This is a genomic window from Pseudomonas sp. FW300-N2F2, assembly GCF_017351655.1.
Classification (GTDB): domain Bacteria; phylum Pseudomonadota; class Gammaproteobacteria; order Pseudomonadales; family Pseudomonadaceae; genus Aquipseudomonas; species Aquipseudomonas fluorescens_AA.
In genome coordinates this window covers 916,307-942,247 of record NZ_JACNDQ010000001.1, presented here as the reverse complement: position 1 = coordinate 942,247, position 25,941 = coordinate 916,307, and the positions used below count along the sequence as shown (strand labels likewise).

Genomic DNA, 25,941 nt, shown 5'->3' with positions numbered 1-25,941 from the left:
CAACTGAACCACCGCGATCGCGAGCAAGCTCGCTCCCACAGGGGATGAAACCCACTTAAACCCGCGACTCGACGCCCAGTTCGTCCCACACCGACTCAGCCAGGTGGAAGGTGGCGTTGGCTGCCGGGATGCCGCAGTAGATGGCGCTCTGCATGATCACTTCCTTGATCTCGCTGCGGCTCACGCCGTTGTTGGCGGCGGCGCGCAGGTGCAGCTTGAGCTCTTCGGCGCGGTTCATGCCGATCAGCATGGCGATGGTGATCAGGCTGCGGGTATGGCGCGGCAGGCCTGGGCGGGTCCAGATGTCGCCCCAGGCATGGCGGGTGATCATCTCCTGGAATTCGCTGTTGAACTCGGTCAGGGCATCGAGGCTGCGGTCGACGTGGGCATCGCCCAGTACCGCGCGGCGTACTTGCATGCCTTCATCGTAACGTTGTTTCTCGTCCACAAAAAACTCCTCAGACGCGGCTGGAATCAAGCAGGAAATCCAGCACCCGGGTGCTGAACGCAGCGCCGGCCTGGACGTTGGACAGGTGCGCGGCGTAGAACTCGGCGTACTCGGCCCCACTGACCCGCTCCTGGATAAAGTGCCCACCCGACGGTGGCGTCACGGCATCTTCGGTGCCGGCGACCACCAGCAGTGGCACACGAATCGACGACAACTGCTCACGGAAATCGGCATCACGCACAGCCGCACAGTTGGCCGCGTAGCCCTGGGGCGATGTGGCAGCGAGCATGTCGGTGATTTTCTTCACCTTCGCAGGATGAGCCTCGGAAAAGTCCGCGGTAAACCAGCGGGCGATCGAAGCATCCCGCAGCGCGACCATCGCCGCTTTACCGTCGCGCAGCACGGTTTCGATGCGCGGGTTCCACACCGACGGGTCGCCGATCTTGGCGGCGGTGTTGCACACCACCAGTTTGTGCAGGCGCTCGCCGGCATTGATCCCCAGCCACTGGCCAATCAGCCCGCCCATGGACAAGCCACAGAAATGCACCTTATCAATGTTCAACTGATCGAGCATCGCCAGCACATCGCGACCCAGTTGTTCGATGCTATAGGGGCCTTCGGTGACCAGCGATTGACCATGGCCGCGAGTGTCGAAACGCAGCACGCGAAAGTGTTCGCTGAAGGCCGCGACCTGCTCGTCCCACATGTGCAAATCAGTGCCCAGTGAGTTGGAGAGCACCAGCACCGGGGCGTCTTGCGTCCCGTCCAGTCGCCGCTCATCAAAACAATAGTTCAGATCGCCCTCGGCGAGTTTGACGAATCCCACAACAATCTCCTTTCAGGCGTTCAAGGCAAAGTGTTCGGCCACGGCTCGGGCGACCCAGGTCTGGGCTTGTCCGAGGTAGTGCGCCGGGTCGAGCAGATGATCAATCTCGGTTGCCGATAGCTGCGCGGTGACCTGGGGTTCGTCTCCCAGCACCTCGCGTAGATGCCGCTGTTCGGCCACGGCGCGCTTGCAACATTGCTCCAGCAAATGATGGGCGGTATCGCGCCCGACACGCTGGGCCAGGACAATGCTGACGGCTTCGGCCAGCACCAACCCTTGGGTCAGTTCCAGATTGCGGGCCATGCGCGCCGCATCCACTTCCAGCCCTTCGGCCAGCAGTCGCGCCTGTTGCAAGGCACCGGAGACCAGGCAGCAGATTTCCGGCAAGGTCTCCCATTCGGCGTGCCACAAACCCAGGCTGCGCTCGTGTTCCTGGGGCATGGCGCTGAACAGCGTCGACAATAAACCGGGGACTCGCGTCGCTGCACCGATCAGCACCGCCGCGCCCACCGGGTTGCGCTTGTGCGGCATGGTGGACGAACCGCCCTTGCCCGGTGCGGAGGGTTCGAACGCTTCACCGGCCTCGGTTTGCATCAACAGGCTGATGTCGCGGCCCAATTTGCCCAGGCTGCCGGCGATCAACCCCAGCACCGCGCCAAACTCCACCAAACGATCACGCTGGGTGTGCCACGGCTGCTCCGGCAGGGTCAGTTGCAGTTCGGCGGCCAAGGCTTCGGCGACCGGCAGCGCTTGGTCACCCAAGGCGGCGAGCGTCCCGGAGGCGCCGCCGAATTGCAGCACCAGCAAGCGCGGCTTGAGCTCTTTCAAGCGTTGGCGACTGCGGGTGATCGCCCCCAGCCAACCGGCGATTTTCATCCCCAGTGTCACCGGCGTGGCGTGTTGCAGCCAGGTGCGTCCGGCCAGCGGTGTGGTGGCGTAGCGTTCGGCTTGTCGGGCCAGAATGGCGGCCAGTTGCGCCAGCTCGCCTTCGATCAACCTCAATGCCTGGCGCAGTTGCAGCACCAGCCCGCTGTCCATCACGTCCTGGCTGGTTGCGCCCAGGTGCACGTAGCGCTCGGCTTCGGCATCCTCGGCGGCGATGCGCTTGCCCAACGCCTTGACCAACGGAATCGCCGAATTGCCAGCGCTGGCGATTGCTTCGCTCAACGTCGAAAAATCATAAAACTCGGCGCGACAGGCCTTTTCGATCGACGCCACGGCACTTTGCGGAATCAACCCCACCCGCGCCTCGGCCCGGGCCAAGGCGGCTTCGACGTCCAGCATGGCCTGGACCCGGCCCGCATCGCAGAACACCTCGCGCATGTCGCGGGCGGTGAAGTAGGCATCAAACAGCTGATTGCCCGGTCGTTCGCTCATAAACAGTCCTTGGGAAGGTGGATGTCCTGTGGCCAGAGATTGCTGTGGCCACAATGACTCAAACAAGCCTCAAATGATCAGGTGGATTCAAAGGTCGTGGTGCAAATACGCCGGTTGCTTGGGCAGGCGCAAGCTGAACAGGAACGCCACGACCATCATCACCGTGACATACCAATAAAAGGCGTTCTCCATGCCCTGGGCCTTCAGGCTCAAGGCGACGTATTCGGCCGATCCGCCAAAAATCGCATTGGCCACCGCATAGGCCAACCCTACTCCCAGCGCTCGCACTTCAGGTGGAAACATCTCGGCTTTCACCAGGCCACTGATGGAGGTGTAGAAACTGACGATTGCCAGCGCCAGCGTGATCAGGATAAACGCCAGGAACGGGCTGCTGATGCTTTTGAGGGTCAGCAGGATCGGCACCGTGCACAACGCCCCCAGGCCACCGAACCAAAGCATGGAATTACGCCGGCCGATCTTGTCCGCCAGCATGCCGAACAGTGGCTGCATACACATATAGAGAAACAGCGCGCCGGTCATGATGTAGCTGGCGGTCTTGGCGTGCAGGCCGGCGGTGTTCACCAGGTATTTCTGCATGTACGTGGTGAAGGTATAGAAAATCAACGAACCGCCGGCGGTGTAGCCCAGCACGGTGACGAACGCGGCCTTGTGGTCGCGAAACAGCGCCGCGATGCTGCCAGCATCCTTGTTCTCACGCATTTCCTTGCTGCTGGTTTCCTTCAGGGACCGCCGCAGGAATAGCGAAATCAATGCGGCCACGGCGCCGACCACGAACGGGATCCGCCAGCCGTAGGCACGCAGTTCGTCTTCGTTGAGAAACTGTTGCAGGATCACCACCAGCGACACCGCCAGCAGTTGCCCACCGATCAACGTCACGTACTGGAACGAGGCGAAGAAACCGCGCTGGCCCTTGAGGGCGACTTCGCTCATGTAGGTGGCGGTGGTGCCGTACTCGCCGCCCACCGACAGGCCCTGCAGCAAACGCGCGAACAACAGCAGCACCGGCGCCCAGACGCCGATGTCCTTGTAGGTGGGCAGGCAGGCGATGAGCAACGAGCCGAAACACATCATCAGCACCGAGATCATCATCGAATTCTTGCGCCCGTGACGATCCGCCACCCGGCCGAAAATCCAGCCACCGATGGGTCGCATCAGGAACCCGGCGGCGAACACACCGGCCGTGTTGACCAGTTGCACCGTCGGGTTGTCGGACGGAAAGAACGCCGGCGCGAAATAAATCGCGCAGAACGCATAGACGTAGAAGTCGAACCATTCGACCAGGTTGCCGGATGAAGCACCGACGATGGCGAAGATGCGCTTGCTGCGCTCTTCACCGGTGTAGTGGCTGACGATTGGGGTGGCCATGGGTTATTCACTCGTTGGGGAATGGACAAAGTCTAGACACACTTCGTAACAATCCCGTTCCACAAACAGTCTTTCAAACGGTAGCGCCTATAGCGCCGCCATCGCGAGCAAGCTCGCTCCCACAGGGTTCATGCCATTGCTGTGGTCCTGTGGGTTCATACACTTCTGGGCTGGGTTCATATCCCCTGTGGCGAGGGAGCTTGCTCCCGCTGGCTTGCGCAGCAAGCCCAAAGCCGGCGACCCGGTGTATCAGGATGACCCCAGTGCCAGGTTTTGCGACTGCTTCGCAGCCGAGCGGGAGCAAGCTCCCTCGCCACAGGAAAATCATGACTCAGTAATCGAAGAACACCGTCTCGGCATCTGTGCCCTGAAGGATCACGTTCCACTGGTACACACCCGACGCATCAGGCTTGGCCACGATTGTGCCGCGACGTTCTTCGGGGACGCAGGCCAGCAGCGGGTCGGTTTCGTTGGCCTGTTCGCCGTCGAAATAGATGCGCGTGAGCAAATGCTTGACCAGCCCGCGAGCGAACACCAGCACCACCAGGTGCGGTGCCTGGGTCGTGCCTGCCAGCCCCGGTACGGTGCCCGGCTTGATGGTGGTGAAGCGAAAACGCCCTTCGGCATCTACCGGCACTCGGCCGAAGCCTTCGAAATGCGGGTCCAGGGGTTTGTCCTGGTCGTCTTCCGGGTGGGCGTATTTGCCGGCGGCGTTGGCCTGCCAGACTTCCAGCATCGCGTCGTTGACGAACTGACCATTGCCGTCGACCACCTGCCCGGTGATCGCCACGCGTTGGCCGAGGGTTTCGGCGACAGTCAGGTCTTCGCGGTTCAGCCAGGTCAGGCCGATGTGGTAGTACGGGCCAACGGTGTGGGACGTGGTGGCGGTGAGCGTCATCTTATTTCTCCATCGGCGTGGCATCGCGGCCGCGCAAGACGATGTCCCAGCGATAACCGAGGGCGTAGTTAGGGATGGTTTTTTCCAGGTCGAAACTGGAAATCAGGCGTTCCTTGGCACTCGTGTCCGGCACGCAGTTGTAGATCGGGTCGTACTCCAGCAACGGATCGCCAGGAAAGTACATCTGCGTCACCAGGCGCGTCAGGATGCTCGGCCCGAACAGGGAGAAATGGATATGCGCCGGGCGCCAGGCATTGTGATGGTTGCCCCAAGGGTAGGCGCCAGGCTTGATGGTCTGGAACTGATACCAACCATCAGCATCGGTGACAGTGCGACCGGTGCCGGTGAAATTCGGGTCCAGCGGCGCGTCGTGGTTGTCACGGTCATGGTTGTAGCGACCGGCGGCGTTGGCCTGCCAGATTTCCACCAGGATGCCCGGCACCGGCTGACCGTGCTCATCCAGCACGCGCCCGTGAATGATGATCCGTTCACCCAGTGGCTCGCCGGCATGCTGGGCGGTCAGGTCGTAGTCCTTTTCCTGCACGCGGTCGGCGCCGACAGTCGGGCCGGTGATTTCCGACAACGAATGCGGCAGGAACACCAATGGCTTGGACGGCGAGCGCAGGTTGGTGGACTGGTACGGCGGGTGCAGATACTCCGGCTGGGTGCCCGCTTGGGGGCGACGATAACCAGGCTTGTCAGTCATGAAGCATTCCTCGGTTTCTTATTAGTAGAGCGACGCGTCAGACGCGTTCGATGGCCAATGCCAGACCCTGGCCGACGCCGACACACATGGTCGCCAGGCCTTTCTTGCCGCCGGTCTTTTCCAGATGGTGCAACGCCGTCATCACCAAACGCGCCCCACTCATACCCAGCGGATGGCCGAGGGCAATGGCGCCGCCGTTCGGGTTGACCTGCGGCGCATCGTCCGCCAGCCCCAAATCACGCAGCACCGCCAGGCCCTGGCTGGCAAACGCTTCATTGAGTTCGATCACATCGAAATCGGCGACCGCCAGGCCCAGGCGCTCAGTGAGCTTACGTACCGCCGGTACCGGGCCGATGCCCATCACCCGTGGAGCGACGCCGGCACTGGCCATGCCCAGCACTTTGCCGCGAGGCGTCAGGCCATGTTTTTTCACCGCCTCGGCCGAGGCCAGGATCAGCGCCGCTGCGCCGTCGTTCACGCCGGATGCGTTGCCGGCGGTGACGGTCTTGTCCGGCCCGTTGACCGGCTTGAGTTTGCTCAAGGTCTCCAACGTGGTGTCGGCGCGAGGATGCTCGTCCTGCTCGACCACGGTTTCGCCTTTCTTATGGGCGATGCGCACCGGCACGATTTCTTCGGCGAAAAAACCCGCCGCCTGGGCCGCCGCCGTGCGCTGTTGGCTGCGCAAGGCGAAAGCGTCCTGGTCGGCGCGGGACACGGCGTAATCGTCGGCCACGTTGTCCGCCGTCTGTGGCATCGCGTCCACACCGTACTGGGCTTTCATCAACGGGTTGATGAAGCGCCAGCCGATGGTGGTGTCTTCCAGTTTCATGTTGCGGGAGAACGCGGTGTCAGCCTTGCCCATCACGAACGGCGCACGGGACATCGACTCCACACCGCCCGCGATCGCCAGTTCCATTTCGCCGCTGGCGATGGCGCGGAACGCGGTGCCGATGGCGTCCATGCCCGAGGCGCAAAGACGATTGAGGGTCACACCGGGAATGCTCTGCGGCAGGCCCGCCAACAGCAGCGCCATGCGCGCCACGTTGCGGTTGTCTTCGCCAGCCTGGTTGGCGCAGCCGAGGAACACCTCGTCCACCGCGTTCCAGTCCACCGATGGGTTGCGTTCCATCAGCGCCTTGATCGGCACAGCCGCCAGGTCATCGGCACGCACGGCGGACAAACCGCCGCCGAACCGACCGATGGGGGTTCGAATCGCATCACAGATATAAACGTCGCGCATCAGGCTTCTCCCGGTGCCTGGCCGTGGGCCGCCGCGGTGCGAGCTTCAAGGTCGCGCAGTGCACGCAGCTCCACCTCGGTCGGCTCGGCGGTGGTTTGCACCTGGTCGGCGAAACGGATCGCCCACCCGGTGGCCGCAATGACTTGCTCGCGGGTCACGCCGGGGTGCAGCGCGGTGACCACGAATTCATGGCTGCCGGCTTCCGGCTCCATGATGCACAAGTCGGTGATGATGCCCACGGGCCCTGCGCCCGGCAGACCGAGACGCTTGCGCGAATCGCCACCTTCACCATGGCCGACCGAGGTGATGAAATCCAGCTTGTCGACAAACGAACGCGCCGACTGCTTGAGGATGATCAACACGCTCTTGGCCGAGCCAGCGATTTCCGGTGCGCCACCGGCACCCGGCAAGCGAACTTTCGGCTGATGGTAGTCGCCCACCACCGTGGTGTTGATGTTGCCGAAACGGTCGACCTGAGCCGCGCCAAGGAAACCGACATCGATACGCCCGCCCTGCAGCCAGTAACGAAAAATCTCACCGGTCGGTACGACGGTATCGGCGGTTTCCGCCAGCTCACCGTCGCCGATGGACAGCGGCAGCACGCTGGGCTTGGCACCGATCGGGCCGGATTCGTAGATCAGCACGACGTCCGGCGACGAGGTCAACCGTGCCAGGTTCGCCGCTTTCGACGGCAGACCGATGCCCACGAAGCACACGGCATTGTTTTTCAAGCGACGCGCCGCGGCGACGGTCATCATTTCGTTGGTGGAGTAGGTCATGGTTTCACCTGCGAAGCAGCTGCCAGTCTGGCCTGGAATTCACTGAAATCCCGAGTGCCGTGGATGTATTCGTTGATCCATGTGGTAAACGTCTCACGGTCCCGAGCGATCGGATCCCACGCCTGATAAAAACGATTGTCACGCTCGGTGTAACCGTGGGCGTAGGACGGATGAGCACCGCCCGGTACGTGGCACACCGCGCTCAACGCCCAGGTCGGCAGGACGCAGGCGTTCATCGGCGCATTCAGGTCGTCGACGATTTCTTCCACGGTGACGATGCAACGCTTGGCGGCCAGGGCGGCTTCTTTCTGCACACCGAGAATGCCCCACAGCAGCACGTTGCCCTTGCGGTCGGCTTTCTGGGCGTGGATCACAGTGATATCAGGGCGAACCGAAGGCACGGCGGCCAATACTTCACCGGTGAAGGGACAGGTTACGCTCTTGATCAGCGGGTTGACCTTCGGCAGGTCGGAGCCGGCGTAGGCCCGCAACACCGCGAATGGCAGGCCGGAGGCGCCGGCGACGTAGGCGTTGGCCAGGTCGGCGTGGCTGTGTTCCTCGATCTCCAGCGGGTGCGGCCATTGTTTCTCCACGGCATCGCGCAAGCGGTGCAACGACCCGACGCCAGGGTTGCCGCCCCAGGAAAAAATCAATTTGCGAGCACAACCGGCGCCGATCAACTGGTCATAGATCAGGTCAGGTGTCATGCGCACCAGGGTCAGGTCTTTCTTGCCCTGGCGAATGATTTCATGACCCGCCGCCGTAGGAATCAGGTGAGTGAAGCCTTCGAGCGCGACGGTATCGCCGTCGTTGACGAATTGCTTCACCGCGTCGTGCAGCGAAAGGATTTCAGCCATGGGGCAGGCTCCCGTTTTCCAGTAGACCGACATGAAGAAAAAAGGCGCGAGGTTAAGCGCCGGAGTGACTGAAGATTAAGCTGCGGAAAAAGGCCAAACAATCCGATAATCGACTGAGTGTTCGTTTATCGAACGGATTGTTGTTTGGCTATCGATTTATCCCAGTACACAGAGATCCCTGTGGGAGCGAGCTTGCTCGCGATGGCGGTGGATCAGACAGGCATCAGTCGCTGACACATTGCTATCGCGAGCAAGCTCGCTCCCACAGGGTTGCTTACAGGCTTAAGCACTGGCTCAGGTCGCATCCGCATGACTGACCATGCCTTTGATCACCACCGCCGTGGTCGCCAGGGCCGCCGGAATGACCAGGGCCGTCAGGACCTGTTCGAAGTTCCACCCCAGGCCCAGCAGGGTCGCGCCCATCCAGGCCCCGAGGATCGCGCCGAAGCGACCGATGCCCAGCATCCACGAGACGCCGGTGGCCCGGCCCTGGGTCGGGTAGAAACGCGCCGCCAGGGAAGGCATCGCCGATTGCGCGCCGTTGACACACATGCCAGCCACCAACACCAGGGTGGCGAGCAAGGTGATGTTGCCCAGGCTCTGCCCCACCGCGTAGGCAAACAACCCGGCCATCAGATAGAAAAGGCCGATGACCTTGTGCGGATTGAACCGGTCCATTGCCCAACCGACGAAGACGGCGCTCAACACGCCGCCGAATTGAAACAACGCGCCGATAAACGCGGCCTGTTCCATGCTCGCGCCGCTGTCGCGCATCAAGGTCGGCAGCCAGCTGGTCAGCAGGTAGACGATCACCAGTCCCATGAAATAGGTCAGCCACAGCAGCAAGGTGCCGGCGCTGTAGGTGCCGGAGAAAATCACCGCCAACACGTTGCGGGCTTTCACGGTTTTCTGTTCCGGTACGCTGAAGCTCGTCGCTTGGGCAACCGTGTGTGGCTCGATCGGTGCCAGGGTCTTGCGCACTTTGTCGGTACCGCGATTGCGCACCACCAGGTAACGCGCCGATTCCGGCAGCCAGAACAGCAACACCACTGCCAGGATCAACGGCAGGACCCCACCAATCAGCAGCAGGCTGTGCCAACCAAACGCCGGTATCAGCTTGGCGGAGATGAACCCGCCGCCGGCCATGCCCAGGTTGAAGCCGCAGAACATGCTGGTCACCAGCAGGGACTTCTTGCGTTCCGGGGTGTATTCCGAGAGCAAGGTGGTGGCGTTCGGCATCCCGGCGCCCAAGCCCAGGCCGGTCAGGAAACGCAATACCAGCAATTGATCGACGTTGGTGCTGTAGGCCGACGCCAGGCTGAACGCGCCAAACAGCAGGACCGCGCCCACCAGTACGACTTTTCGCCCGAAGCGGTCAGCCAGCGGCCCGGAGCCCAGCGCGCCGAACACCATGCCGATCAGCGCGGCGCTCATCACCGGGCCGAGGCTGGCGCGATCAATGCCCCAGTCCTGGGACAAGGCCGGGGCGATGAACCCCATGGCGGCAGTATCGAGGCCGTCGAGGAACACAATCAGGAAACAGAGGATTACCACCCGCCACTGATAGCGCGAAATGGGTTGGGCATTGATGAAGGACTGCACATCGAGGCAGTGGCCTACGGAGGTCTGGGGCTGGTTCATTTTATTTTTATTCCACGCAAGAAACGCAGGCGAACGAATCAGAAACCGGCGAAACACGCCGGATGACGCTGCGCGACATTAATGAGGCCAGGCAAATACCGTCAATTCATCGCCGCCGACTGTGTGCGTTTATCGAACAGCTTAAGTGAACAGTTGCGCGCTCAGGTCGCGACTGGCCCCCAGCAGGCCTGGCAGGAAGCGCTGTTCCAACTCATTGCGACTGACCCGCCCGGCATGGGTACTGACGTTGAGCGCGGCCACCACTTGACCGGAAGCGTCGTACACCGGCACGGCAATCGAACGCAGGCCCTGTTCCAGTTCCTGGTCGACGATGCACCAGCCCTGCTGCCGCACCTGTTGCAGGCACTCGAGCAACGCTTCGGGTGTATGCAAAGTGCGGCTGGTCTTGGCTTGCAGGTCGGCGTGGTCGAGGTAGTCGCGCAGCGACGCATCATCCAGGGCCGCCAGGAGGATCCTGCCCATCGAGGTGCAATAGGCTGGCAGGCGCCCGCCCACCGACAGGTCAACCGAAATCAGGCGCTGGGTAGTGGCGGAGCGGGCGATGTAGAGAATGTCGTCGCCTTCGAGCGTGGCCATGTTGCAGGCTTCGTGCAGTTGCTCGCTCATGCGGTCCAGGTACGGTTGGGCAGAAACGGCCAGGGGCGTGGAGGACAAATAGGCGTGACCGAGGGTCAGCACTTTAGGCAGCAGCGAATAGGTGCGCCCGTCCGTGGTGGCGTAGCCAAGCTTGATCAAGGTATGCAGGCAACGTCTGACGGCAGCGCGGGGGATTTCCGTGCGGTGGCTGATCTGGGCGATGGTCAGGTGCCGCTTGCGCTCCTGGAAGGCCTGGACCACCGCCAACCCGCGGGCCAGGGACGTCATGAAATCGGGATCACCGGTCAGGGCCTGGATCCGCTTGGCCGGCGAGGCGACGATCGGTGGCGCTACGGAAGTGAAGGCATTGCGCAATTGGTCGTTCATGTCTGTTCCTTCCCCGGGAGTGACGGCTATTCAAGCGGCTGCCCGATGGGCAAGCAAGGGCCGCCGGCCAAGATCGTTCGATTATCGAACCGTCGACCGATAATCGCAATCAGGCCAGGCGCCGAATAAGCGGCCTGCCGTGGACGCGATCGATAGTAAGTTTTGCGGGAAACAACACACGGTTTGACGTGACGATGTTAGCAATATTGAACTAGTCGGCGGGAACGGCATCTGGCTAGCGGCACTAGCCGGTATCTTCTGCGAGCGGCAGTACAAGTTGCACATAAAAACATGAGTTCACACAACAACAACGCCTTTTACTTTTTCCCGATAGTGTTATTCGGCTGGGCCGCTATAATGCAAAACAGCGACGGTACGGCCAATCGACCGTTCCCGTACGCAGGCATCGTGGTCGCGACCCTGGTGCCCGAAGCACCTTCATGGTCGCTTCCCCTGTTTGGCAACAACGCGAAGCCCTGATGCTACGTCAGCTGTCAGCTCTGGTGCCGTGGCCGTCTGCATGTCCACATGCAGTGCGTATCACCAGATTCAACTTCATTTAATTTAGGTAGAACTGTGACGAAAGACGAACTGCGCGCGGAACTTGAGCGCCAGGAACAACGTTACAAGGAAGTTTACGGCGGGGAGGTCACCACCTACGCCGCGCAACCTGAACCGGAACGCAAACCCTGGCGTAAGCGCGCCACCGTTCAGGACCAGGCCTTCACCCAGGAACTTCAGAAAATGGAAAAAGAACTCAAAGCCGAAGAGCAGTGACGCTCCGGGCCCGATGTTCTTGTGAAGAGGTCTCCGGCCGCCACCCTGGCCGGAAGCCATAGCGCACGCCCGCCATGAGCGGGCCGCCATCCGCTCCTCGTCCGACAATCGGGAAGGGTCATGGCCGACCTCCTTTTCAGATATTTCATACAATTTCTCGAGGCGTCCTACAGTTGACGGCGATCCTGGTCGGATGCGCTTTGCGCCCCTGAATCAAGGGGTTACGTACCCCTTGGAAAACCTCGCGCTTGAGGCTTTCCTACAAATTATTTCGTTGAAGAATGTTACCGATGAGCAGGCAGTGCATCGATTACCGAGGTTTTCTGGCATAATCGCGCCCCCTTACGACCGGGTCAGAAAACCTTCATGATCGATTTATTCAGCGGACTGGATGCTTGGGTGCTTGTGAGCCTCTTGCTCGCCCTGGCTTTTGTCCTCGCCTTCGAGTTCATCAACGGCTTTCATGACACCGCTAACGCGGTTGCCACTGTTATCTACACCAAAGCCATGCCGCCTCACCTGGCGGTGTTCTTTTCCGGTGTGTTCAATTTCCTCGGTGTGCTGCTGGGCGGCGTGGGGGTGGCGTACGCCATCGTTCACCTGCTGCCCGTGGAGCTGCTGATCAATGTGAACACCGGACACGGGCTAGCCATGGTGTTTTCGCTGCTCGCAGCGGCCATTACCTGGAACCTGGGCACCTGGTACTTCGGTATCCCGGCGTCCAGTTCCCACACGTTGATCGGTTCGATCCTCGGCGTAGGCCTGGCCAATGCGCTGATCAACGATATCCCGTTGGCCGATGGGGTGAACTGGCAGAAGGCGATCGATATCGGCGCCTCCCTGGTGTTCTCGCCCATGGCCGGTTTCCTGATCGCCGCCCTGGTGCTGATTGGCCTGAAATGGTGGCGCCCGCTGTCGAAGATGCACAAGACACCGGAACAGCGCCGCCAGATCGACGACAAGAAGCACCCACCGTTCTGGAATCGCCTGGTCCTGGTGATCTCGGCCATGGCCGTCAGCTTTGTCCACGGCTCCAACGATGGCCAGAAAGGTATCGGCCTGATCATGCTGGTGCTGATCGGTATCGTGCCGGCGCAGTTCGTACTCGACCTGGGCAGCACCACCTACCAGATCGAGCGGACCCGAGACGCGACCCTGCACTTGAGCCAGTTCTACCAACGCAACAACGAGTCCCTGGGTGAATTCCTGGCGCTGGGCAAAAGCGTGGAAGGCGATCTGCCGGAGAAATTCCGCTGCAACCCGCAGCAGACCGAACCGACCATCAATGCCCTGCTCGACACGCTCAAAGGCGTGGCGGACTACCATTCGCTGCCGTCGGAACGACGCATCGAGGTTCGTCGCTACCTGCTTTGCCTGGACGACACGGCGAAGAAGGTCGGCAAGTTGCCGGGCCTGGCCGCTCGTGAGAAAGACGACCTGAACAAGCTGCGCAAGGACCTGACCGCCACCACCGAATACGCCCCGTTCTGGGTGATCCTGGCCGTCGCACTGGCGCTGGGCCTGGGCACCATGATCGGCTGGAAGCGTGTAGTGCTGACCATCGGCGAGAAGATCGGCAAGCAAGGCATGACCTACGCCCAGGGCATGTCGGCCCAGATCACCACCGCGTGCATGATCGGCGCGGCGAACATCTTCAGCCTGCCGGTTTCCACCACCCACGTCCTGTCCTCGGGCGTGGCCGGCACCATGGTCGCCAACAAGAGCGGCCTGCAAGGTGGCACCGTGCGCAACATCCTGCTGGCCTGGGTGCTGACCCTGCCGGCGACGGTGGCCCTGTCGGCCGGGCTGTTCTGGCTGGCATCCAAGGCCCTGGGTAGCTGATTCCAGCGGCTGACAAAAAAGGTGCGACCCTTGCGGTTCGCACCTTTTTTTATGCCCCAAAACACCCAGCCCAAGTGGGAGCGAGCTTGCTCGCGATAGCGGTGTATCAGCCAACGTCGATGTCGACTGACAGGCCCTCATCGCGAGCAAGCTCGCTCCCACAGTTGTTTTGCGTTGAAACAGCAAGAATTGGCCAAAAAAAAGGGCGACCGAAGTCGCCCAAAATGCCTTGCGTGCTCGTTGTAGCCGGAAAGACCTACGGTTTTTTCCGCTTGTGTGCGTCTTTCCAGATGAATAATCCGAAACCTGCGAAAAACACGAACATGAGGCCGACCGTCAACACCCCGGCAAACACCACATTATCGAAAAACATGACTGGCCTCCTGGTCTTGCCCCTGTTGCGATGGGTTCAAGGTAACCAATCAGGCCTGGATGAAAATTGACCGGGGTCAATAACGCCCGCAACGGGGCGCAAAGGTGGGGAAATAACTGATCTGCATCAATGGATCGAGGGGGTTCAGCGCTTTTTCGGTTTGTTTTTCGGCTTTTTCTTGGGCTTACCCAACGGCATGGCCTGCTCGAAAGCCTGGCGGACTTCATTGAGGCGTTTTTCGTTGAGGTCGTGAACGCGCTTGGCGCGCTCGGCACTGAGGTCGATCAGCTTGTCGTCTTGGCTCATGGCGTGTAGGCATCGTGCAGTGAATTGCGGATGCGCCCATGATGCGGGCTGTTGGCGGCGTTGACCAGCCTGTGCGTGCAGGCAGACGCCTGAATCAGATCTGGATATCGACCCACAGGCCCTGGCGCGTCTCGTCGTCTATCAGCGGCACCACTGGCACGGTGTTGTCGGCGTTGAGCTCGGTACCCGGTACGGCGAGGTGTACTTCTGGGTCTTCATCGGCCTCGCGGCGACGACGGTCGCGTTCCTGCTGGCGACGCTGCTCCTCGCGCAACAGCAGCGCGGTCTCTTCCGGGTCGCGTTTTTGCAGGTCAATGGTGCTTTCATTGGAGCTTTGCTGCACCGGGACCACGGGCGGTATGTCCGGTCGCTGGCGAACCGGATCCTGTTGAGCGGTGATGGGTACAGCGCTCAAAGGGAGCATGGGTGGCAACATAAAGTTCTCCTGTCTTCAGGTTGTCGGCGGCTAAAGTGGCAGCTTGAACCGCCGGTCCGAAACTTGTGACCCAGTTGGCAATTGCACCGTTCACCAGGGCCGAGCTTGTTTGATCGCTGGGCAAGCGTAAGTTCCGTGCCGTTGGTAATGAATCAGCGTACGTAAATCCTTTGGTCTGAAGGATCCTTCCGTTAAGATAACCGGCTTTTTCAAGGCGGGAGTCAGGCAGCATGGCGCAGCAGTATCAACCGGGGCAACGCTGGATCAGTGACAGCGAAGCCGAGCTGGGTTTAGGCACCGTTCTGGCACAGGACGGCCGCTTGTTGACCGTGCTCTATCCGGCCACTGGCGACACTCGCCAGTACGCGCTACGGAATGCGCCCCTCACCCGTGTACGGTTTTCGCCGGGCGATGTGATCACTCACTTCGAAGGCTGGAAAATGACCGTGCGCGAGGTCGATGACGTCGATGGCCTGCTGGTCTACCACGGCCTCAACGGGCAGAACGAAGTCGTCACCCTGCCCGAGACTCAACTGTCGAACTTCATCCAGTTCCGCCTGGCCAGCGACCGTCTGTTCGCCGGCCAGATCGACCCACTGGCCTGGTTCTCCCTGCGCTACCACACCCTGGAACACACCAGTCGCCAGTTGCAGTCTTCGCTTTGGGGCCTGGGCGGCGTACGTGCCCAGCCCATTGCCCACCAACTGCACATTGCCCGTGAAGTGGCCGACCGCATTGCGCCGCGGGTATTGCTGGCCGACGAAGTGGGCCTGGGCAAGACCATCGAGGCCGGCCTGGTCATCCACCGTCAGTTGCTGTCCGGCCGCGCCAACCGCATCCTGATCCTGGTGCCGGAAAACCTCCAGCACCAGTGGCTGGTGGAAATGCGTCGGCGCTTCAACCTGCAGGTCGCGCTGTTCGACGAAGAACGCTTTATCGAAAGCGATGCCAGCAACCCGTTCGAAGACACCCAACTGGCCTTGGTGGCGTTGGAGTGGCTGGTGGACGATGAGAAGGCCCAGGACGCGCTGTTCGCCGCTGGCTGGGACCTGATGGTGGTCGACGAGGCCCACCACCTGGTGTGGCACGAAGACCAGGTCAGCCCGCAATACGCCCTGGTCGAGCAGCTTGCCGAAACCATCCCAGGCGTGCTGCTGCTCACCGCGACCCCGGAACAGCTGGGCCAGGACAGCCACTTCGCCCGCCTGCGCCTGCTGGACCCGAACCGCTTCCATGACCTCAAGGCCTTCCGTGCCGAGAGCGAAAACTATCGCCCAGTGGCCGAAGCCGTGCAGGAGTTGCTGGACAAAGGCCGCCTCTCGCCCGAAGCCCACAAGACCATCCAGGGTTTCCTGGGGAACGAAGGCGAAGCCTTGCTGACCGCCGTCAATGATGGCGATGTCGAAGCCAGCGCCCGCCTGGTGCGCGAACTGCTGGACCGTCACGGCACCGGCCGCGTGCTGTTCCGCAATACCCGAGCCGCTGTGCAGGGCTTCCCCGAGCGCAAGCTGCACGCCTACCCGTTGCCTTGCCCGGACGAATACCTCGAATTGCCGTTGGGCGATCACGCCGAGCTGTACCCGGAAGTCAGCTTCCAGGCCCAGCCGGACGCCAGCGAAGAAGAACGCTGGTGGCGTTTCGACCCGCGGGTCGAGTGGCTGATCGACACCCTGAAGATGCTCAAGCGCACCAAGGTGCTGGTGATCTGTGCCCACGCCGAAACCGCCATGGACCTGGAAGATGCCTTGCGCGTGCGCTCCGGCATTCCGGCCACGGTGTTCCACGAAGGCATGAACATCCTGGAGCGTGACCGTGCGGCGGCCTATTTCGCCGACGAAGAGTTTGGCGCCCAAGTGCTGATCTGCTCGGAAATCGGCAGTGAAGGCCGCAACTTCCAGTTCGCCCATCACCTGGTGCTGTTCGATCTGCCGGCGCACCCGGACCTGCTGGAGCAGCGTATCGGCCGCCTGGACCGGATCGGCCAGAAGCACACCATCGAGCTGCATGTGCCTTACCTGGAAACCAGCCCGCAAGCGCGACTGTTCCAGTGGTATCACGAAGCCCTGAATGCCTTCCTCAACACCTGCCCGACCGGCAACGCCTTGCAGCACCAGTTCGGCCCGCGCCTGCTGCCCTTGCTGGAAGAAGCCGACGATGGCCAGTGGCAAGCGCTGATCGACGAGGCCCGTGCCGAACGCGAGCGCCTGGAAGCCGAGCTGCACACCGGTCGCGACCGTTTGCTGGAGCTCAACTCCGGCGGTGCCGGTGAAGGCGATGCGCTAGTGGAGGCCATTCTCGAGCAGGACGACCAGTTTGCCCTGCCGATCTATATGGAAACCCTGTTCGACGCCTTTGGTATCGACAGCGAGGACCATTCGGAAAACGCGCTGATCCTCAAGCCGAGCGAAAAAATGCTCGACGCCAGCTTCCCCCTGGGCGACGACGAAGGCGTGACCATCACCTACGACCGCAACCAGGCGCTGTCGCGCGAAGACATGCAGTTCATCACCTGGGAGCACCCGATGGTGCAAGGCGGCATGGACCTGGTGCTGTCCGGCTCCATGGGCAACACCGCGGTGGCGCTGATCAAGAACAAGGCCCTCAAGCCCGGCACCGTGTTGCTGGAGCTGCTCTACGTCAGTGAAGTGGTCGCCCCGCGCTCGCTGCAACTGGGCCGCTACCTGCCGCCGGCCGCCCTGCGCTGCCTGCTGGACGCCAACGGCAACGACCTGGCCGCCCGGGTCTCGTTCGAGACCCTGAACGACCAACTCGAAAGCGTGCCCCGCGCCAGCGCCAACAAGTTCATCCAGGCCCAGCGCGACCAGCTCACGCCACGGATCAACGCTGGCGAAGAGAAGATCGCCCCGCGTCACGCTGAACGCGTGGCCGAGGCCCAGCGCCGCCTGGCCGCCGATACCGACGAGGAACTGGCCCGCCTGACCGCCCTGCAAGCGGTCAATCCGACCGTGCGCGACAGCGAGCTGGTGGCCCTGCGCCAACAGCGCGAGCAAGGCTTGGCGATGCTTGAGAAGGCGGCGTTGCGCCTGGAGGCGATTCGGGTGCTGGTGGCGGGCTGATTGCCACCGTCTGAAGGCTGTTGGGATTCACCTGTGGCGAGGGAGCTTGCTCCCGCTGGGTTGCGTAGCAGCCCCCTTTTTTGGGGAGCGCTGCGCACTCCAGCGGGAGCAAGCTCCCTCGCCACAATGTCCAGCGCCTCGCATCAAGGGCTGTAATATCCCACCGCCACCAGGAAATGCCCGACCTTCTTCAGGTACGCGTGTTTATCCTCGACCTTGCCGGTCACCGGATTCTTCCAGCGGTACTCGTACTCTCCCTCGCCCTGTTTCCCGATCAACGCCAGGATCGGCTCGCCCACCGGTTTGCCATCCGGGTCCTTGACCTTGGCGAAGTCGGTATTGATCAGGCGCAAATTGGTGCCATGGCCGACATAGCGCCGGGTATCGAGGTCGACGACAAAGACATACAAGTCATCCTGCAAGTAGCCGCCCTTGAGGGAGTTGACCGCCGTCAGCGTGGCCTTCTCGTTTTTCAGCAGGTCATTCGAGGCCTTGTCCAGCAACGCCCTGGCCTGTTCGGCGGAAGCCCGGGGCAGGTAGTAGCCGACAGCCAGGATTCGCTCGCCGACACGCTGGAAATACACATGCTTGCGCTCGACCTTGCCGTCCGTCCAGTTCTGCCAGCGGTACTCGGCTTGCTGGATGCCACTGGCCTCGGGGGTTTTCAAGGCGTCCTTGAAGGCTTTGCGCAAATCCGCCCCCAGCACGTCGGACACGTCCCGCCCGATCAACGCCTGGGACGGCCCGCCGCTGGCGAGCATCACACCCTGGGTATCCACCACGAACACGTAGCGATCCTTGTCGACGAATTCCCCTTGGCGACTGAACGCGGCAAAGGCTTTGTCGCCGTTGTCGTGGTAATAGGCCAAGGCCTTCTCCAGCAGCGCCCGGGCCGCCTGGCCATCGTCCGCAGTGGCCGCCTGGGCCTGAGCCAGCCCCAGCATGAGCATTGCACCCAGCCAGACCATCCTGTGAAAAAAAACCATGCGTGCGCCCCTCGTTCTTGTTGGTGTTTCAAGAGCGTAGACGGCGTGGGGGGATGTTGGAGTATTCAGGGGATTGCTGGGGAGCCTGGCAAGTCAGTGGGTATTGATATTGACTGACAGGACGTCATCGCGAGCAAGCTCGCTCCCACACTGTAGGGGCTGACCCTGTGGGAGCGAGCTTGCTCGCGATAGCGGCGGCACATTCAGAAATGATGCGCACTGACGCGCACAAACGGCTTATTGAGCCCCAGCGCGGAGTTGCTGCTGCAAGTTCTGGATCTGCGCCTGCAAGGTGTTGATGTTACGGGTGACCTGGCCGCGGAAGGCATCGAACTCGGCCGTGTTGCCGCCCTTGTCCTGCTGGCTCTTGAGCACGATCACGTCCTGCTCCAGGCGGTCGATGGCAGAGTTGGAGGTGGCTCTTTTCAGGGCGGTGATATCAGCACCGATGCTCTTGAGCTGGGCATCCAAGGCACCACCCTCGCCCTGGCTCTTCAGGGCGGCTACTTCTGCCGCCAGCGCCTTGACCTGGGCTTGGAGTTCCTTGTTGGACGCTTGCAACTGCGTGTTGGTGTTCTGTTGTTCCGAGGCCTGGGCGATGAGCTGGGCCAGTTCCTTGTCCAGGTCGGCAGAGGGGCCGAACGTGGCCTGCTGCAGTTTGTACTGCTCCTGCAGCTTGCCGTCGAATTGCCGCCCCTGTTCCTGCAGCTTGGTGTCCAACTGTTTGATCTGCAGCTTCAAGGCTTCACTGTCGCTCATGACGTTGGACTGCCCGGCGACCACCTTGCCGGAAATGTCCTGCAAGCGCCCCGCCGCATCCTCACTGATCCGGGCGAAGCTTTCCTGGGTCGCCACCAGTTGCTGCTCCATCAGGGAAATCTGCTGGAAGCTCCACCAGGCCAGAAAACCGAATGCACACAGCAGCGCGCCGACCAACGCCCACAGTGGCCCGGTGCTGGCCCCCTTGACCTTGGCCGCGGCAACGGGCGCCGGGCGCGCTTGCACGTGGGGCTGGCGGCTGGGCATGAAATCATCGTCATCGGGAATGTCGGCCCGCATCCGCAGGCTCGGTACATCATCGAAGTCGTCGTTGGCATCGTTACGCATGGGCATGGTTCGACCTTTGGGAAACCGATAATGGCTTGATGCGGCGAGTATAACCCTCTCGCCCGCCGCACCGATTGACCCCGAACCTGGCACTCGGTTCATGATGGGCCGATCAGCGGGCTGTTTGGACACCCCACCAGGCGCAAAATTCATCGAGGGCGGTCCACAGGCTGACCTGCGGATCGTAATCGAGATAATGCCGGGCGCGACTGATATCCAAGGTGAAATTTTTGTTCATGACCTGCATGCCCAGGCGCGACAGCGTCGGTTCGGGGCGGCCTGGCCACAACTTGCAGAATCCTTCATTCAGGGCCGCGACGCTGTAAGCCAAGCCGTAGGAGCGATAACGTCGGACCTGTGGGACTTCCATCTGGCGCATCACATAGTTGACCACGTCCCACAGCGGGACCGGTACACCGTTGCTGATGTTGTAGGCCTTGCCCAGGGCTGAATCGGTGGCCAGCAGACTGCTGAGCAACGCTTCGTTGAGGTTCTGCACACTGGTGAAGTCCACCTTGTTCAACCCGTCGCCGACAATGGCCAGTCGTCCCTTGCGCTGCATTTTCAGCAGACGCGGGAAAATGCTCATGTCACCGGCACCGGTCACGAAACGCGGGCGCAGGGCCAGCACTTCGAGGCCGAACTCCTGGGCGCCGAAGACTTTCTGCTCGGCCAGGTACTTGGTGGCGGCGTAAGGGTGCTTGAAGCGCTTGGGCACCTGTTCTTCGGTCAACCCGAGGTGGTCACGGCCGTCGAAGTAAATGGACGGCGAGGACAGATGAACCAGGCGGCGCACCTTCTGTTTGAGACAGGCTTCGACGACATTTTCCGTGACTTGGACATTGCCCTGGTGGAAGTCCTGGTAGCGGCCCCACAGCCCCACGGAGCCGGCGCAATGCACCACGGCCTCGACATCCAGGCACAGGTCGCGGGCCAGCAGAGGGTCGTTCAGGTCGCCTTGGACGAACTGCGCACCGCGACGCACCAGATGTTCCACGCTCTCGGCCCGGCGACCGTTGACCCTTACATCCAGGCCCTGCTCCAGGGCGAAACGCGCAAAGCGCCCGCCAATGAAGCCGCTTGCGCCGGTGACCAAAATCTTCATGCATGCTCCTAAAAAATCAGATTCGAGCTACAAGCCACAAGCTTCAAGCCAAGCGCTTTTCACTTACCGCTTGCAGCGTGCTGCTTGCCGCTGCGATCAATCGCTCAGTCAATAAGCCGAGCAACTGCCCACCATTGCGCCAATGATGCCAGTACAACGGCACATCGATCGGTTTATCTGCCAACAATTCCACCAGCACGCCTCGTTCCAGCTGTTCGCGCACTTGCAGCTCTGGCACCAGCCCCCAGCCCAACCCCACCTCGGCAAGACGGATGAAACCTTCGGAGGAGGGGCATAAATGATGCTCGAAACCGCCCTCCACGCCCACGGACGCAAGGTAGCGATGCTGCAGGAAATCATCCGGGCCAAACACCAATGCCGGCGTACGAGCCAGTTGATCGGCCCGCACGCCGTCGGGAAAGTGCCGGGCGATGAAGGCCGGGCTGGCCAACGCCCGGTAGCGCATCGCCCCCAGCAACACGCTGCGAGCCCCCGCCACCGGGCGTTCGCTGGCGCAGACACAGGCCGCCACTTCACCGGCGCGCATGCGTTTGAGGCCCACGGTCTGGTCTTCTACTACCAGGTCGAGCAACAGGTGATGGTCGGCGCAGAAATCTCCCACGGCAGCGGCCCACCAGGTTGCCAGGCTGTCGGCGTTCAAGGCGATGCGCAGACGCTCCGGCAGCCCCTCTTCATCCAGCGCCGGCACCAGGCTTTGCAGGTCGCGCTCGAGCAGCCGCACCTGTTGCACGTGGTTGAGCAACCGACGGCCTATTTCCGTGGGCGCTGGCGGTGTGGCACGCACCAGAACGGGCTGCCCGATACGCGCCTCCAGCAGTTTGATCCGTTGGGAAATGGCCGATTGCGACAAACCCAGCACTTGGGCCGCGCGCTCGAAACCGGCCTGCTCGACCACGGCGGCCAGGGCAGAGAGCAATTTGTAATCGAACATCAGTTTCCCTAATGAGCAATCAGCAATATTGGTTTTTCTTATACAACTCGCCACAGGAGAATGGCCAGCAATTCATCAACTGACCGGGGATAAAACGATGTGGCAAAGCTATGTGAACGGGCTCTTGGTCGCCCTCGGGCTGATCATGGCCATCGGCGCCCAGAACGCATTCGTGCTGGCCCAGAGCCTGCGCCGCGAGCACCACTTGCCGGTCGCGGCGCTGTGCATCGCCTGCGACGCCCTGTTGGTCGCCGCCGGGGTGTTCGGCTTGGCGACCTTGCTCGCCCAGAGTCCGTTACTGCTGTCGATTGCCCGTTGGGGCGGCGCGGCGTTCCTGCTCTGGTACGGCAGCCTGGCCTTGCGCCGGGCCTGTTCGAAGCAGAGTCTGCAACAGGGTGAGAACCAGGCTGTGCGCTCGCTGCGGGCAGTCTTGCTCAGCGCGCTGGCGGTGACGCTGCTCAACCCCCACGTCTACCTCGACACCGTGCTGCTGATCGGCTCCCTCGGTGCCCAGCAGAGCGTGCCCGGCGCCTATGTGGTAGGCGCGGCCAGTGCCTCGCTGCTGTGGTTCCTCACCCTGGCCATCGGCGCCGCATGGCTGGCTCCCTGGTTGGCCCGTCCAAGCACCTGGCGGATCCTGGACCTGTTGGTGGCGGTGATGATGTTTACCGTGGCGATGCAATTGATTGTCGCCGGCTGATTATTCCAAACCGCTCTGGAACCTCTATTCCACACAGTTGTTGCGTGGTTATGCCGCACCCCCGGTGCTATGATCCGACTCCTGCGCCGCAAAGAGTACAAACTCCCCGGCGCTAGTCTGGCCGCCCGTGATCGGCCTTGCGCTCACCGCAACTGACCTGATTAGGAGAATCACCATGGCTTTCGAATTGCCGCCGCTGCCCTATCCACACGACGCACTGGCGCCACACATTTCCAAAGAAACACTGGAATACCACCACGACAAGCACCACAACACCTACGTCGTGAACCTGAACAACCTGGTGCCTGGCACCGAGTTCGAAGGCAAGACCCTGGAAGAAATCGTCAAGACTTCCTCGGGCGGTATCTTCAACAACGCCGCTCAGGTCTGGAACCACACCTTCTACTGGAACTGCCTGGCGCCAAACGCCGGCGGTCAACCAACCGGCGCCCTGGCTGAAGCCATCAACAAGGCATTCGGTTCGTTCGACAAGTTCAAGGAAGAATTCAGCAAGACGTCCATCGGCACCTTCGGTTCCGGCTGGGGCTGGCTGGTGAAAAAGGCTGACGGTTCCCTGGCCCTGGCCAGCACCATCGGCGCCGGCAACCCGCTGACCAGCGGCGACACCCCGCTGCTGACCTGCGACGTGTGGGAACACGCCTACTACATTGACTACCGCAACGTTCGTCCGAAATACGTCGAAGCGTTCTGGAACCTGGTCAACTGGAAATTCGTCGCCGAGCAGTTCGAAGGCAAAGCCTTCACTGCCTAAGCTCGATGCCAGACAAAGGAAACCCGGCGCCGTGCCGGGTTTTTTTTTTGCGCGAAAAAATTGATCGCCAGCCAAATACCTCGTGTCTGGAACCCAAGAAAAAATCCCGACAGGCCTCAAGTTGCGGTGCCTTTCAACCGACACAATGGTCGTAGAGCAATCACTCTGAAAAGAACGTATATCGGTCAGGTTTCAAGCGAAAACCCTTGCGTTTGATTGTCCCTTTGACTGACATCACAGGATTGCCAATACTCATGGCAACTTGACGCTACCCGCACGGAACAAGGAACCACTCTTTGAAGCTGGAACTCAAGAACAGCTTGTCTGTGAAGTTGCTCCGGGTCGTGCTCCTCTCGGCATTGATCGTTGGCATGGTCTTGAGCTGCGCCCAGATCGTGTTCGATGCCTACAAAACCAACCAGGCCGTCGCCAGTGACGCCCAGCGTATCCTCGACATGTTCCGCGATCCATCGACCCAGGCCGTCTATAGCCTGGACCGGGAAATGGGCATGCAAGTGATCGAAGGCCTGTTCCAGGACCAAGCCGTGCGCATGGCTTCCATAGGCCATCCCCGCGAAACCATGCTCGCCGAAAAAGCCCGCCCCTTGCAGGACTCCGAAAGCCGCTGGCTGACCGACCTGATCCTGGGCAAGGAGCGCACCTTCACCACGCAGCTGGTGGGACGTGGCCCCTACAGCGAATATTACGGCGACCTGAGCATTACCCTCGACACGGCCACCTACGGCGAGGGCTTCATCGTCAGCTCGGTGATCATCTTCATCTCCGGAATGCTGCGGGCCCTGGCCATGGGCCTGGTGCTGTACCTGGTCTATCACTGGCTGCTGACCAAGCCGTTGTCGCGGATCATTGAGCACCTGACCGAAATCAACCCCGATCGCCCCAGTGCGCACAAGATCCCGCAGTTGCGCGGCCACGAGCAAAACGAACTGGGCCTGTGGATCAACACGGCCAACCAACTGCTCGAATCCATCGAGCGCAACACGCACCTGCGTCACGAAGCGGAAAACAGCCTGCTGCGAATGGCCCAGTACGACTTTCTCACCGGTCTGCCCAACCGCCAGCAACTTCAACAGCAACTGGACAAGATCCTGGTGGACGCCGGACGCCTGCAACGTCGGGTGGCGGTGTTGTGTGTAGGGCTGGATGATTTCAAGGGCATCAACGAACAGTTCAGCTATCAGACCGGCGATCAGTTGCTGCTGGCCCTGGCCGATCGCCTGCGGGCCCACAGTGGGCGGCTCGGCGCACTGGCGCGACTGGGGGGCGACCAGTTCGCCCTGGTCCAGGCCGACATCGAACAGCCTTACGAGGCCGCCGAACTGGCCCAGAGCATCCTCGATGACCTGGAAGCACCGTTCGCCATCGACGATCAGCAAATCCGCCTGCGGGCCACCATCGGCATCACCCTTTTCCCCGAAGACGGCGACAGCACCGAGAAACTGTTGCAGAAAGCCGAGCAGACCATGACCCTGGCCAAGAGCCGCTCGCGCAATCGCTACCAGTTCTACATTGCCAGCGTCGACAGCGAGATGCGCCGCCGTCGCGAACTGGAAAAAGACCTGCGCGAGGCCCTGGCCCGCGAGCAGTTCACCCTGGTGTACCAGCCACAGATCAGCTACCGCGACCTGCGGGTAGTGGGCACTGAAGCCCTGATCCGCTGGCACCACCCCGAGCACGGCCTGGTGCCGCCGGACCTGTTCATTCCCCTGGCCGAGCAGAACGGCACCATCATCGCCATCGGTGAATGGGTGCTGGACCAGGCGTGCAGGCAATTGCGCGAATGGCACGACCAGGGTTTCCTCGACCTGCGCATGGCGGTCAACCTGTCGACTGTGCAATTGCACCACGCCGAACTGCCACGGGTGGTGAACAATCTCCTGCAGATGTACCGGCTGCCGCCGCGCAGCCTGGAGCTGGAAGTCACCGAGACCGGCCTGATGGAAGACATCACCACCGCGGCCCAGCACTTGCTGAGCCTGCGTCGCTCCGGAGCGCTGATTGCCATCGATGACTTCGGCACCGGCTATTCGTCCCTGAGCTACCTCAAGAGCCTGCCGCTGGACAAGATCAAGATCGACAAGAGCTTCGTCCAGGACCTGCTCGACGACGAAGACGACGCAACCATCGTCCGGGCCATCATCCAATTGGGCAAGAGCCTGGGGATGCAGGTCATTGCCGAGGGCGTCGAGACGGTCGAGCAGGAAGCCTACATCATCGCCGAGGGCTGCCACGAAGGTCAGGGCTACTACTACAGCAAACCACTGCCGGCACGGGAATTGGGCCTTTACCTGAAGCAGGCCGAGCGCAGCAAGGTATCCATCCTCTGATTCCTCTCTTCTGCCACG

General features: G+C 61.6%; 24 protein-coding genes. 6 read left to right on the top strand and 18 right to left on the bottom strand.

Going from position 1 to position 25,941, the window contains the following annotated elements; translation table 11 throughout:
* Positions 1–55: 55 nt before the first annotated feature.
* The 11 genes from pcaC to pcaR all read right to left on the bottom strand — a co-directional run bounded on the left by pcaC (position 56) and on the right by pcaR (position 11,142).
* Positions 56–448 carry a 4-carboxymuconolactone decarboxylase gene (gene pcaC / locus J4E63_RS04355; RefSeq protein WP_207281208.1) on the bottom strand — a complete coding sequence of 131 codons (393 nt, stop codon included), beginning with the start codon at positions 446–448 and terminating at the stop codon, positions 56–58.
* A 10-nt stretch (positions 449–458) separates the two neighbouring features.
* Entirely contained in the window at positions 459–1,274 is an 816-nt protein-coding gene (gene pcaD, locus J4E63_RS04350; protein ID WP_207281207.1) for a 3-oxoadipate enol-lactonase, read from the bottom strand.
* Between the two features lie 12 nt (positions 1,275–1,286).
* A complete protein-coding gene (locus J4E63_RS04345; protein ID WP_207281206.1) occupies positions 1,287–2,651 on the bottom strand; it encodes a 3-carboxy-cis,cis-muconate cycloisomerase in 1,365 nt (454 codons plus the stop codon).
* Positions 2,652–2,738: 87 nt separating this feature from the next.
* The gene (locus tag J4E63_RS04340) at positions 2,739–4,037 is read right to left on the bottom strand and encodes an MFS family transporter (protein WP_207281205.1); all 1,299 of its coding nucleotides are present in this window, start codon (positions 4,035–4,037) and stop codon (positions 2,739–2,741) included.
* 331 nt (positions 4,038–4,368) lie between these two features.
* Positions 4,369–4,935 carry a protocatechuate 3,4-dioxygenase subunit alpha gene (pcaG, locus tag J4E63_RS04335; protein ID WP_060738822.1) on the bottom strand — a complete coding sequence of 189 codons (567 nt, stop codon included), beginning with the start codon at positions 4,933–4,935 and terminating at the stop codon, positions 4,369–4,371.
* Between the two features lies 1 nt (position 4,936).
* Positions 4,937–5,641 carry a protocatechuate 3,4-dioxygenase subunit beta gene (gene pcaH / locus J4E63_RS04330; RefSeq protein ID WP_060738823.1) on the bottom strand — a complete coding sequence of 235 codons (705 nt, stop codon included), beginning with the start codon at positions 5,639–5,641 and terminating at the stop codon, positions 4,937–4,939.
* A gap of 37 nt (positions 5,642–5,678) precedes the next feature.
* Positions 5,679–6,884: a 3-oxoadipyl-CoA thiolase gene (gene pcaF / locus J4E63_RS04325; protein ID WP_176814202.1), complete on the bottom strand. Its 1,206-nt coding sequence runs from the start codon at positions 6,882–6,884 to the stop codon at positions 5,679–5,681.
* Complete coding sequence (locus J4E63_RS04320; protein ID WP_053182625.1) at positions 6,881–7,660, bottom strand: CoA-transferase subunit beta; 780 nt, start codon at positions 7,658–7,660, stop codon at positions 6,881–6,883. Before J4E63_RS04320 ends, pcaF begins: the two co-directional genes overlap by 4 nt.
* Positions 7,657–8,517: a CoA transferase subunit A gene (locus J4E63_RS04315; RefSeq protein ID WP_207281204.1), complete on the bottom strand. Its 861-nt coding sequence runs from the start codon at positions 8,515–8,517 to the stop codon at positions 7,657–7,659. The genes J4E63_RS04320 and J4E63_RS04315 overlap by 4 nt, the downstream gene beginning before the upstream one ends.
* A 294-nt stretch (positions 8,518–8,811) precedes the next feature.
* A complete protein-coding gene (locus tag J4E63_RS04310; protein WP_207281203.1) occupies positions 8,812–10,158 on the bottom strand; it encodes an MFS transporter in 1,347 nt (448 codons plus the stop codon).
* A 141-nt stretch (positions 10,159–10,299) separates the two neighbouring features.
* The gene (gene pcaR / locus J4E63_RS04305) at positions 10,300–11,142 is read right to left on the bottom strand and encodes a pca regulon transcriptional regulator PcaR (protein ID WP_003184507.1); all 843 of its coding nucleotides are present in this window, start codon (positions 11,140–11,142) and stop codon (positions 10,300–10,302) included.
* Between the two features lie 576 nt (positions 11,143–11,718).
* Between pcaR and J4E63_RS04300 the strand changes: the two genes are divergently transcribed.
* On the top strand, positions 11,719–11,919 hold the full coding sequence (locus J4E63_RS04300; protein WP_003184509.1) for a hypothetical protein: 201 nt from the start codon (positions 11,719–11,721) through the stop codon (positions 11,917–11,919).
* Positions 11,920–12,285: 366 nt separating this feature from the next.
* Entirely contained in the window at positions 12,286–13,761 is a 1,476-nt protein-coding gene (locus J4E63_RS04295) for an inorganic phosphate transporter (protein ID WP_060738827.1), read from the top strand.
* A gap of 256 nt (positions 13,762–14,017) precedes the next feature.
* Here the strand turns inward: J4E63_RS04295 and ccoM are convergent, their stop codons facing one another.
* The 3 genes from ccoM to J4E63_RS04285 form a co-directional block, all read right to left on the bottom strand.
* Positions 14,018–14,134, bottom strand: coding sequence for a cytochrome c oxidase subunit CcoM (gene ccoM / locus J4E63_RS31080; RefSeq protein ID WP_025212288.1), 117 nt, complete (start codon positions 14,132–14,134; stop codon positions 14,018–14,020).
* A gap of 144 nt (positions 14,135–14,278) precedes the next feature.
* The gene (locus J4E63_RS04290; protein ID WP_003184513.1) at positions 14,279–14,440 is read right to left on the bottom strand and encodes a hypothetical protein; all 162 of its coding nucleotides are present in this window, start codon (positions 14,438–14,440) and stop codon (positions 14,279–14,281) included.
* 94 nt (positions 14,441–14,534) lie between these two features.
* Positions 14,535–14,876: a hypothetical protein gene (locus J4E63_RS04285; RefSeq protein ID WP_060738828.1), complete on the bottom strand. Its 342-nt coding sequence runs from the start codon at positions 14,874–14,876 to the stop codon at positions 14,535–14,537.
* Positions 14,877–15,106: 230 nt separating this feature from the next.
* Here J4E63_RS04285 and rapA point away from each other — a divergent pair, with 230 nt between their 5' ends.
* Positions 15,107–17,953: an RNA polymerase-associated protein RapA gene (gene rapA, locus J4E63_RS04280; RefSeq protein ID WP_060738829.1), complete on the top strand. Its 2,847-nt coding sequence runs from the start codon at positions 15,107–15,109 to the stop codon at positions 17,951–17,953.
* Between the two features lie 143 nt (positions 17,954–18,096).
* Here rapA and J4E63_RS04275 read toward each other — a convergent pair whose 3' ends face one another.
* From J4E63_RS04275 to J4E63_RS04260, 4 genes are all read right to left on the bottom strand, one after another.
* Positions 18,097–18,939, bottom strand: coding sequence for a cache domain-containing protein (locus J4E63_RS04275; RefSeq protein ID WP_207281202.1), 843 nt, complete (start codon positions 18,937–18,939; stop codon positions 18,097–18,099).
* 237 nt (positions 18,940–19,176) lie between these two features.
* Positions 19,177–20,052, bottom strand: coding sequence for an ATPase (locus tag J4E63_RS04270; RefSeq protein WP_207281201.1), 876 nt, complete (start codon positions 20,050–20,052; stop codon positions 19,177–19,179).
* Between the two features lie 106 nt (positions 20,053–20,158).
* Positions 20,159–21,151 carry an NAD(P)-dependent oxidoreductase gene (locus tag J4E63_RS04265; protein ID WP_207281200.1) on the bottom strand — a complete coding sequence of 331 codons (993 nt, stop codon included), beginning with the start codon at positions 21,149–21,151 and terminating at the stop codon, positions 20,159–20,161.
* A gap of 43 nt (positions 21,152–21,194) precedes the next feature.
* Positions 21,195–22,103 carry a LysR family transcriptional regulator ArgP gene (locus J4E63_RS04260; RefSeq protein WP_092329047.1) on the bottom strand — a complete coding sequence of 303 codons (909 nt, stop codon included), beginning with the start codon at positions 22,101–22,103 and terminating at the stop codon, positions 21,195–21,197.
* 97 nt (positions 22,104–22,200) lie between these two features.
* Between J4E63_RS04260 and J4E63_RS04255 the strand changes: the two genes are divergently transcribed.
* The 3 genes from J4E63_RS04255 (at position 22,201) to J4E63_RS04245 (ending at position 25,923) form a co-directional block, all read left to right on the top strand.
* On the top strand, positions 22,201–22,803 hold the full coding sequence (locus J4E63_RS04255) for a LysE/ArgO family amino acid transporter (protein WP_092203858.1): 603 nt from the start codon (positions 22,201–22,203) through the stop codon (positions 22,801–22,803).
* A 175-nt stretch (positions 22,804–22,978) separates the two neighbouring features.
* Positions 22,979–23,575, top strand: coding sequence for a superoxide dismutase (locus J4E63_RS04250; protein ID WP_060738835.1), 597 nt, complete (start codon positions 22,979–22,981; stop codon positions 23,573–23,575).
* Positions 23,576–23,871: 296 nt separating this feature from the next.
* Entirely contained in the window at positions 23,872–25,923 is a 2,052-nt protein-coding gene (locus tag J4E63_RS04245) for a bifunctional diguanylate cyclase/phosphodiesterase (RefSeq protein ID WP_207281199.1), read from the top strand.
* Positions 25,924–25,941 lie beyond the last annotated feature (18 nt).